The following is a 10,497-nucleotide window of genomic DNA, read 5'->3' on the forward strand; positions in this document are numbered from 1 at the left end:
TGCTTCGACAGCGTGTTTATGAGCCTTTAAGGGGCGGTAGTCCTGAAGCTCTCCTAAACGACGTATCTCCCGAGAAATCGTACTTTTGTGCACACTAAAAATTTGCGCAATTTCAGTGATAGATTTGCCAAGTCCAATGCAATTAGCAATGGTCTTTCTATTGTCCAAAGTGAGTCGTTTGTACTTTGTTCTTTCCATTTCAACATCAAAGCTATGAACGATTTTTGACAGGTGGCGGGCTAGCCCGCCACCTGTCGTTCTTATAACCATAGTGTTGCGTTAGAAAATGGAAAGTACATAAGTTGGAGCAGCAAAAGGTTAAATAAAAATCGGACGTCCTACCTCTGTGTGGGGACGTCCGATTCTGTTTACTCTTCAATGAGGAGTGGGGAAGTGGCGAGGCGCCTATTTTCTGCTAGCTAGCTCCTTATCTAGGAAGATAATAGCATGCCCCTCTGCCATACGTACACGATCGACAAGACCAGATGCTGTAGCTTCTTCTTCTACCTGCTCACGAATGTACTTCCAGAAGAAATCTTGCGAAGCCATATCTTTTTCGGCGCTTGCGATACGCACCATTTCTTCAATCTTTTCCGATACGAGGCATTCGTGCTCGTATGCCTTCTCCACGATAGAGAGATAGCTGCCGAAGTTGTTCTCTACCTCTGGGATCGCTTCGATCTTTACTTCACCACCACGTAGGACGATGTAGTTCATCATATCATAAGCATGAGTAAGCTCTTCTTCAGATTGCTTCTTATACCAGTGTGCAAAGCCGTCTAGGCCGTTCTTGGCGAAATGCATCGCCATAGATAGGTACAGGTTAGCCGACCACATCTCAAGTTTGATCTGTGCATTGATAGCGTCCTGCATTGCTTGTGTAAACTTCATAATTCTATAATTTGTGTAAATAGTTAAACCGTTTCAGTTAATCAACCTCCGACCTAGGTCTTTAGTTCAGAACTCAAGGCGTGTCACTGAGCCGAAGTCAGGTATCGTAGCGAAGGCTTCGTTTAGATCGCACAGACCAGCCATAGTCTTGGCACAGTTAATCACACCTCCGTGGCAGAAAACTAAGATTTGGTCTAGTCCCTCCGCCTGCTTCTCTAGGATAAAGTCGCGTACTCGCTCGTATTGCATCAGCTGGGACTCTCCGCCGGGAGCAGGCTTAGTGATGTACTCTAGGAAAAACTCCTCGGTAGACTGCCCCACGATGATGTCAGCCCATGGGCGAAGCTCCCACTCTCCGAAGTTCATCTCCTTGAGTCTATCATCTCGCTCGGCATCGGGGTGTCCGCAAAAATCGGCGAGTTTACTTGCACGAGAGAGCGGGCTGGTGAAAACTTCATCGAAAGATAAACCATGAAGTTTGGACTTGGTTACGGCAGCTTCCTGCTCGAATGTATCACGTAGGGCTATGTCTGTGAAGCCATAGCATATCTCGTTGCCATCTAGGACAACGGATGTATGGCGTACTATATATACAATCATTTATTTGGGGTTACTATTTCTATAAATCATATTTGTAAACTTCCTTTTCTCTAGTCGAAAAGGAGGTATTCATTAGTCGTCGTGGTGATGTCTATGACGACCAAATTTGCTTGGACGTGCCTGTTCTTTGTAGGGGTTCTTGTGGCGAACTTGGTATAGTCCTAGATCCTCGTCCTCCTCCATGCGCTCTCGACGTAGGCGAGCTAGGCGTTTATTCTCGGGATTATTCTTGCTAGTCTTGCGTAAAGCTGCACTTTTGGGCGACGCCTTGATGCGCTGGCTCTCGGCACGCTCGGCCGCTTTGTCTTTGGTGCGTGGGCGTCCCTGCTGCTCTCGTTCTCTGGCTTGTAGCTTCTCTAATGATGCATGCTCTCGAATGAGGTCTTTGACGGGTAGATCGACTTCATCGAAGAGAACAACATCTGTCGGCTCTACCATATCTCCCAGTCTAGCTCGCTTGCCGTTAATCCTTACACGGCCTGCTTTGATGAATTCCTCTACATCGCGACGAGAGCCAAGCCCTGCATCACTGATCAGTTTGTTAATGCGCAGTCTCATTTACCTTCTGCTATTTTATTGTTTGATGTTGTCTTTTATTTGTTTCCTCTTGTGCGGCTGCGGCCACTCGATCTGCAATATACTCTGGTGTTATTGCTCTCCGACATGGCATATCGCCGTGCAAACAACGCTTCACCTTGCCGAAGATAGAGCACGGACGGCAGTCTAGTTCACTAGTCTGTAAGCAATCCTCAAACTTCTGCCCCATGGCCATAAACCCTGCGTAGGGGTGTGTACCACACCAAACGGAAACCACTCGAGTACCTACCATAGCTGCTAGATGTGCATTGGCGCTATCCATGGAGAGCATAGCTCCTAAGCGACTCATGATGGCTAGCTCGTCGGCTAGCTCTAGCTGACCAGCTAAAGATTTGACCCTAGGGTATCGCTCTGCCCATTGGCAGAGGGTATCGGCCTCTTTGCCTCTACCTCCAAATAGGAATACATAGTATTGTCCGCTATCGTTTAGCTTAGCGACGACCTGCTCCATAAGGCCTAGGTCGTAGGTCTTGCTGTCGGTAGAGGCGAACGGTGCCACTCCAATTGGGATTAGTCCTTGGGGTTTAGTTAGCTCTGGATAGCTAGCTAGTGCTCTCCAGTAACGCGGGCTCTCTATTTTGATCGACTCTATCAACCCTAGTGGAGGGTGTAGGCCAGCACGTACTAGGGTGTCTATGTATAGCTCCTGCATACTGGGCAGGGGCGTTAGCTCTTTGGTAGGAGGTGGAGCTAATAGCTTCCCTCGCATAGCTCTGGGTTTGCGCAGGTGCCAGACACGAGTTTTGCCGAAACCGACGATACCACGTAGGATTTTAGTCCTCAGGACATCATGTAAGTCAATGAAGCCATCGAACCCCTCACCCCTAAGCCTAATAGCATAGCGGAATAGCCCCGGCAACCTGCGCTCTTCACGCTTGATATCTATGGCCATAGCCTCCAAGTTACGAGGCGGCTCGACGATAATCGTTGTTAAGAAAGGTTGAGTAAGCACCGTGAACTGGTGCTCTGGGTTGGCTCTTGCTATAGCATATATACTAGGGATAGCCATCGCCACATCTCCTATGGCTGATAGACGAGCGATCAGGAACTTCGCCACGATTGGGGAGTGTCTGTGTTTACTTGCGCAATTAGATACTTTGCCCCTTGAGCATCGGGTTTAGTTGAGGGTCATTGTACATCTTCATCTGCTTGTAGACCTTCATGTACTTACGCCCCGCCCCAATATCTTCGAGCAATTCGTCGATAGCAGTACATAGGTCTAACTCCTGCTCACGTAGCACGGATAGCTTTTGAGCGCATTTCTGCTTGATCTCCTCCGTTGCTGCATTAGCCTCAGCTTGACCCATGTAGTATATTTTGAGTTTGAGTATGGATAGACGATCTATGGCCCATGCAGGGCTCTCCGTATTGATCTTAGCTCCGCTTTGAGACTTGACGTCTTGGTACTTCTCGAGGAAGAAGCTGTCAATCAGCTCAACCAAGTCAGTCCGATCTTGATTGCTCCTGTCGATGCGGCGCTTGATGCGTAGTGCTTCTTCAGGGTAAATCTCGGGGTCACGGATAATATCTTCGAGTGCCCATTGGGCATGATCAATCCAATTCTTCCGGAAGAGATCGTGCTCGATCGTACGTATAGGGTAGGGGTTGGGAGCCACTATGTCGATACCTCCTTCACGTAAATACACCTCAATGGCTTCGGCAAATATTTGCTTAGCCAACGAACTAAAAGTAGTCATAAGCCTATTAAATAAATAATCTTCTGATTGCTTGGCTCAAAGATAGGTAAAAAAGGATTATTCCCATCACTTCGTTTCCCTTACTACGTAGGCATCTGTACTTGCCTCGAGGTTAGCCCAAACGTAATGGTCACTCGGTGGCAGAGGCTACATAAACGCCTCTCTGCTGCGTCCTGTAGCCTCTAGAGTATTGTGGAGAGCTCGATATGCTCTTATCTCCCTTTTACTTCGGTGATTGGGAGCTACTATTTCTACTCAATAACAGATTAAATGCGGGTGATGCGAGCTCCGAGAGCATTTAGGCGAGCGGCGATATCTTGGTAGCCTCGGTCTATCTGCTCGATGTTGTGTATCGTGCTCGTACCCTCTGCACTCATCGCAGCGATCAGCAGAGCAATCCCTGCGCGAATATCAGGCGAAGACATCGTGGCTGCCCTTAACTTGTGCTTCTGACCAAGACCAATAACCGTGGCTCTATGAGGATCGCACAGCATAATCTGAGCCCCCATATCAATGAGTTTATCTACGAAGAAAAGTCGACTCTCAAACATCTTCTGATGAATGAGGACACAGCCCCTAGCCTGTGTCGCTGTCACGAGGAAGACGCTAAGTAGATCCGGTGTAAGGCCCGGCCATGGTGCGTCGGCAATAGTGAGGATCGAGCCGTCCATAAAGGTATCAATCTCATACCCCTTGTCATGCCTAGGAATATACAAGTCATCACCACGCTCCTCTACTGTAATACCCAAACGACGAAAAGCCGAGGGGATAATCCCCAAGTCTTGGATACTTACATCTTTGATGAGGAGCTCGCTCTTGGTCATAGCAGCCATACCGATGAAGCTACCAATCTCAATCATATCTGGGAGCATACTATGCTCTGCACCGCCTAGATACTTGACGCCTTCAATCGTCAGACGGTTGGAACCTATGCCCTCGATCTTTGCCCCCATACGTACGAGCAGCTTGCTTAGCTGTTGCAGATAAGGCTCGCAGGCTGCGTTGTAGATCGTGGTCGTACCCTCTGCCATCACGGCTGCCATCAATATGTTGGCTGTCCCCGTGACGGAGGCTTCGTCTAGAAGCATGTATTTCCCCTTGAGCGCCTTACCCTCTAGTATATAGCTCTGCTTCTGTGCATCGTACTGACAGCTAGCCCCAAGCTCCATGAAGCCGATGAGGTGCGTATCAAGTCTACGGCGACCGATTTTGTCGCCGCCGGGCTTGGGGAAAATAGCATAGCCGAAACGCCCGAGTAGAGCTCCAACCGTCATAATAGATCCTCTGAGTGCACGGCTCCTCTGTAGGAACTGTTCGCTCTGCAAGTAGTCTAGATTGACTTCGTCGGCTTGGAAGCTATAGCTCCCCTCTTCTTCTAGCTTGGCTACCTTCACCCCCATCTGACGCAGTAGCTCGATCAGATTATTTACATCTAGGATGTTGGGAATGTTGTGTATCGTTACTACCTCGGGGGTTAAAAGTACCGAAGAGATGATTTGCAGAGCTTCGTTTTTGGCTCCCTGTGGTCGGATCTCTCCGCTAAGGCTGTAGCCTCCCTCGATCACGTATGATGCCATTGATACAGTTGTTGTTTGGTGTAAAACTTATCGACGCTGTTTAAGTTGCTTCTTGCTAACCTTCTGCTTGCCGCCTCGGTCGATACTATTGGGATTGATGACGAGCTTGCAGTTCTCAGGAGTGAGCATGATCTCCCCCTCGGATAGCTCAAAGAGGTCTTTGAAGATCTGTAGATCATCTACGGTGTCGCTATTCCACGTCATATAAGAACGCTTCATCTGAGTGGCGATGAAGTACTCAAGCATCGCACGTTCACGACCGACCTCCATCTTGCATACCTTCTTGATCATACCCTCAATAATATGACCATAGTAACGAAATTTGATGCGGTTGTTGATGTAGGGTAGAGGCTTGGGCTTCTCGAGCATTCTATCCTCGGTGATTGTTCCCTCGGGGTAGTCAATGTCGAGCTTGAAGCCAGAGATGATGGCTAAGTGATCCCAGTAGACCGTATCGGAGTCTGGGGTTTCTCGTCGCTCGGGCGATAGACCACTCATCGTACGTACGATCTTGCGTGCACATAGGTTACGCTTGTCTCTATCCTCGATGCTCATGCAGTACTGCACCAGCTTCTGGATATGACGCCCGTACTCGGGCATAGCGATAGGGGTTAGCTTATTGTTGTATTCCATTGATTGTCTTGTTTTTTAGAGGCGCTCCTTGATTGCTTTGGTAGCTTCCTCAAAGCCCGGTTTCTCGAGTAGGGCAAACATATTCTTCTTATATGCCTCTACCCCCGGCTGATTAAAAGGATTAACCCCAATCATATAACCGCTAATACCCACAGCTTTCTCGAAGAAGTAGAAGAGCTGACCTATGTAGTACTCATCGAGCTTGGGTAGTGTGATGCGGATATTGGGGACACCTCCGTCGATATGCGCCATACGTGTGCCCAGCTCAGCCATCTTATTAACCTCATCTATACGCTTACCTGCTAGATAGTTGAGACCGTCTAGGTCTTCTTTGTCAGGCTGAATACGTAGCTCTCTGTCTGAGTTGAGCACCGAGATAACAGTTTCGAAGATCGAACGCTCTCCCTCTTGGATCCACTGCCCCATAGAGTGTAGGTCGGCGGTGAGGTCTACAGAGGCGTTGAAGATACCCTTGCCGTCTTTTCCCTCACTCTCTCCATAGAGCTGTTTCCACCACTCTCCTATATAGTGCATTTTGGGGTGGTAGTTGGCCAAGATCTCGATCTTCTTACCCTTCACATACAGAGCCGTACGGGCGGCGGCATATAGAGCGGAGATATTACATTCAGTGGGCACACCGCTATCTACCATTGCTTTCATAGCTCTGGCGCCCTCCACGAGAGCTCTAATGTTGATGCCAGCGGCAGCTAGAGGGAGTAGGCCTACGGGAGTAAGTACAGAGAAGCGGCCACCGATATCGTCGGGGATAACGAATGTCTTGTAGCCCTCCTTGTCTGCCAAAGTGCGCAGAGCCCCCTTGGCCTTGTCTGTAACGGCTAGGATAAGCTCTCTGGCTCCTTGGCGACCAACTTGTTCTTCCAGTAGAGCTTTGAGGACACGGAATGCGATGGCTGGCTCCGTCGTCGTACCGCTCTTGGAGATATTAATGATGCCGAAGCGCTTGCCTCGAAGGAAGTCGCATAGCTCCCAGAGGTAGTCCTCGCCGATATTGTGCCCAGCGAATAGGAGCTGAGGGTGCTTGTGATGGCTCTTGTAGGCCTCGAAGCTACTAGTCATAGCCTCTAGGACGGCTCGTGTGCCGAGGTAGCTACCACCTATGCCCACACTCACTATGTAGTCGCATTGGTCGGCTAGAGCCTTAGCAGCAACCTCTATCTCCTCCAAGTCGGCCTCTGTGATTTGGGTTGGCAGTTCTATCCAGCCTAGGAAGTCACTCCCAGCCCCAGTGCCTTGGTGTAGCGCTTCTACATATCCCTGACATTTGTCATGCCATACTTTTAGCTCGGCATCGCTCACAAAACTGCTGATGCCCGATAGATCCAAACGGATCGTCTTAGTATCGTTATTCATTACTCTTAAGTTCGTTGTTTTACTTAAATCGTTTGCTTAGGCTCTCTATTGCGTCCTCAATCCTCTTACCTTGGTAGAGTATCTCGTAGACAGTGCGAGCAATGGGCATATTAACTTGATAGCTCTGATTGACCTCGTACACACACTTAGCCCCATAGTACCCCTCAGCCACCATACTCATCTCCATTTGTGCTGCCTTGACGCTGTATCCCTTGCCAAGCATATTCCCGAAGGTGCGATTGCGACTATGGTTGGAGTAGGCCGTGACGAGCAGGTCGCCTAGATAGACGCTCTCGGTCACATCTCTACGCAAGAGGTGTACCGAATTGACGAAGTTGCTCATCTCTGCGATGGCGTTCGATATAAGGACAGATTGGAAGTTGTCCCCATAGTTCATACCGTTACAAATCCCTGCTGCTATGGCATAGATATTCTTCAATACCGAGGCGTACTCTATACCGATCACATCTCGGCTCACAACGCAATTGACGAAGTCATTGGTCAGTACTTGGCTCATAGCCTTAGCTTTCTCTATGTCGAAGCAGCCTGCGGTAAGGTAGGAGCGTCTGTCACGAGCCACTTCCTCGGCATGGCAAGGACCAGAGATTACCCCGACCTGAGCTTGTGGTACATCTTTGACGGTCTGTAGATAGTCCGAGATGAGCATATTCTCATCGGGTACCATACCCTTGATGGCGTTGAAGACGAGCTTGGTGCGTAGCAGTGTACTACGAATACGCTTGAGGTAGCCCTTGACGTACGGCGATGGGACTGCCAAGATGACCGTGTCGCATGAACGAACAAAATCATTGACGTCCCCCTCGGTGAAGAAATCTATTCGATCAATGGGGAAAGGAACGGAGGTTAAGTAGCTCGGATTGTGCCCCAGTCGCTTAAACTCCTTGACATGGTTGGAGGTACGCAGACACCACGATATGCGTGGCTGTGTGCGCATAACGATTTTGGCCAGAGCCGTGGCCCAGCTACCTCCACCGATGATGCCGATCTTACCTATTGGATTCATAGCTGTTATATATCCCTATAATAGGTTACGATTGCGCTGAGGTTGCCCTCGTGTCTTTATTGTAGCCAAGAGTTTACATCCTCCAGCTTAATGGTTGGGAGCTCCTCTAGCTTATACTTCTTCTTAATATCCATGAGACTCTGATGCATACGACCGGGCTTCTCTTCGGCGCGCATAGCCTCTACTGTCAGATAACCTGCCTTGTGTAGTACGGGTACCCATTCGGCTGGGACACCGTATTCGGCGAAGGCCTCTGCCTTGTCTTTCTGAATAACCTTCTCGGGGCGCATCTGAGGGAAAAACAATACCTCTTGGATGCTCTCTTGCCCTGTGAGGAACATCACTAGGCGGTCCATACCGATCCCCATACCACTAGTTGGAGGCATACCATACTCTAGAGCACGCAGGAAGTCGTGGTCGATGTACATCGCCTCGTCATCTCCCTTCTCCGAGAGGCGAAGCTGCTCCTCAAACCGCTCTCTTTGGTCGATTGGGTCGTTGAGCTCGCTGTAGGCGTTAGCTATCTCCTTGCCATTGACCATCAGCTCAAAGCGCTCGGTTAGACGAGGGTTGCTGCGATGCTCCTTGGTTAGAGGGGACATCTCCTTGGGGTAGTCTGTGATGAAGGTTGGCTGAATATAGTTGCCCTCACACTTCTCACCAAATATCTCGTCAATGATCTTACCCACACCCATTGTTTCGTCTACTTCCACGCCGATTTGCTTACAGGCTTGGCGTAGCTCATCTTCGTTCATCTGGCTGATGTCGATGCCCGTATGCTCTTTAATCGCATCGAACATACTGATGCGCTTGTAAGGCGCCTTGAAGTCAATCTCTCTATCGCCTACCTTGACCTTCGTTGTCCCGAGTACCTGCATACAGATGTACTCGAGTAGCTCCTCGGTGAAGCTCATCATCCAGTTGTAGTCCTTGTATGCTACGTAGATCTCCATGGCCGTAAACTCGGGGTTGTGGGTGCGGTCCATACCCTCGTTGCGGAAGTTGCGGCTAAACTCATACACACCATCAAAGCCACCCACGATCAGCCTTTTGAGGTATAGCTCATTGGCAATACGTAGGTATAGGGGCATATTGAGCGTATTGTGGTGGGTGATGAAAGGACGTGCCGCAGCACCACCGGGTATGGGCTGTAGCACTGGTGTGTCTACCTCTAGGTAGCCCCTCTCATTGAAGAAGGTGCGCATTGCATTGAAGATCTTGGTGCGCTTGACGAATATATCTCTGATGTGCTCATTGACCGCCAAGTCCACATAGCGCATACGGTAGCGCTGCTCTGGATCGGTGAAAGCATCGAAAGTCTGTCCGTCCTTAACCTTGACAATGGGCAGAGGACGCAGACTCTTGGCCAAAAAAGTAATCTTGGAGGCATGGATCGAGATTTCGCCCATTTGGGTGCGGAAGACATGCCCCTCTACACCGATGAAGTCGCCGAAGTCAAGTAGTTTTTTGATGAGTGCATTATACACTGTCTTGTCTTCGTCTGGGCAAAGCTCGTCACGACTGATGTAGATCTGTATGCGTCCTGTCGTGTCTTGTAGCTCCAAGAACGAAGCTTTACCCATGATACGCTTGCCCATAACACGGCCAGCCATCCGAACATCTCGCCTAGGGGCACCGTCTTCGAATGCATCAAGCACTTCTTGGCTATATGCCGTTACCTCAAACTCCTCGGCTGGGTAGGGGTTTATGCCGATATTCTTTAGTTCTTCTAGGCTCTGTCGCCTGATAATTTCTTGTTCGCTTAACTCTAAAACGTTCATGTTCAATTTTCCTACTGAGGCTGTGCTCCTCATTCGCTCAATTTATACTGCCAATAGCACTATGGTGTAAATATAATACGAATTGGCCACTTACCAACTATCGAGCAAGGTAAGAGGAGCACGATACCCGACTGTCCTAGTCTATAATGCAGAGGCCAAGACAAATCATAATCTCTAAATTTCCACAAAGATACTCAATTATCCCGATACCCCTCGGATCGCTATTAGAATGCACATTCCTCCTTCCAGCGCAACAATGTTGATCTAAGTTAGTCCTAAAACTTGGCTTGGCGTTAGGTATCCTAGCCGTTTTCTGGGTCTTCGAT

11 protein-coding genes are annotated in these 10,497 nt (G+C 49.2%); all 11 read right to left on the reverse strand.

What is annotated here, in order from left to right; genetic code table 11:
* The coding region (locus HQ48_RS05205) for a helix-turn-helix domain-containing protein (RefSeq protein WP_152568321.1) at nt 1–270 on the reverse strand (270 nt) is incomplete at its 3' end.
* Between the two features lie 135 nt (nt 271–405).
* Nucleotides 406–891 (reverse strand): ferritin, encoded by a 486-nt coding sequence (locus HQ48_RS05210; protein WP_044188264.1) that lies wholly within the window; start codon nt 889–891, stop codon nt 406–408.
* 66 nt (nt 892–957) lie between these two features.
* Entirely contained in the window at nt 958–1,491 is a 534-nt protein-coding gene (locus HQ48_RS05215; RefSeq protein WP_044232129.1) for a histidine phosphatase family protein, read from the reverse strand.
* Between the two features lie 72 nt (nt 1,492–1,563).
* The gene (locus HQ48_RS05220; RefSeq protein WP_044188269.1) at nt 1,564–2,049 is read right to left on the reverse strand and encodes a S4 domain-containing protein; all 486 of its coding nucleotides are present in this window, start codon (nt 2,047–2,049) and stop codon (nt 1,564–1,566) included.
* Nucleotides 2,050–2,059: 10 nt separating this feature from the next.
* Nucleotides 2,060–3,145 (reverse strand): glycosyltransferase family 9 protein, encoded by a 1,086-nt coding sequence (locus tag HQ48_RS05225; RefSeq protein ID WP_044232131.1) that lies wholly within the window; start codon nt 3,143–3,145, stop codon nt 2,060–2,062.
* 31 nt (nt 3,146–3,176) lie between these two features.
* On the reverse strand, nt 3,177–3,785 hold the full coding sequence (locus HQ48_RS05230) for a DUF4254 domain-containing protein (protein WP_044232133.1): 609 nt from the start codon (nt 3,783–3,785) through the stop codon (nt 3,177–3,179).
* Nucleotides 3,786–4,051: 266 nt separating this feature from the next.
* The gene (gene murA / locus HQ48_RS05235) at nt 4,052–5,362 is read right to left on the reverse strand and encodes a UDP-N-acetylglucosamine 1-carboxyvinyltransferase (protein ID WP_044232135.1); all 1,311 of its coding nucleotides are present in this window, start codon (nt 5,360–5,362) and stop codon (nt 4,052–4,054) included.
* A gap of 27 nt (nt 5,363–5,389) precedes the next feature.
* On the reverse strand, nt 5,390–5,995 hold the full coding sequence (locus tag HQ48_RS05240; protein WP_044188276.1) for a DUF4290 domain-containing protein: 606 nt from the start codon (nt 5,993–5,995) through the stop codon (nt 5,390–5,392).
* 15 nt (nt 5,996–6,010) lie between these two features.
* On the reverse strand, nt 6,011–7,366 hold the full coding sequence (locus tag HQ48_RS05245) for a glucose-6-phosphate isomerase (protein WP_052408979.1): 1,356 nt from the start codon (nt 7,364–7,366) through the stop codon (nt 6,011–6,013).
* Between the two features lie 19 nt (nt 7,367–7,385).
* Complete coding sequence (locus HQ48_RS05250) at nt 7,386–8,390, reverse strand: NAD(P)H-dependent glycerol-3-phosphate dehydrogenase (RefSeq protein WP_044188279.1); 1,005 nt, start codon at nt 8,388–8,390, stop codon at nt 7,386–7,388.
* Between the two features lie 56 nt (nt 8,391–8,446).
* A complete protein-coding gene (lysS, locus tag HQ48_RS05255) occupies nt 8,447–10,171 on the reverse strand; it encodes a lysine--tRNA ligase (protein WP_044232136.1) in 1,725 nt (574 codons plus the stop codon).
* Nucleotides 10,172–10,497 lie beyond the last annotated feature (326 nt).

It is taken from the genome of Porphyromonas sp. COT-290 OH3588 (assembly GCF_000769075.1).
GTDB lineage: Bacteria > Bacteroidota > Bacteroidia > Bacteroidales > Porphyromonadaceae > Porphyromonas.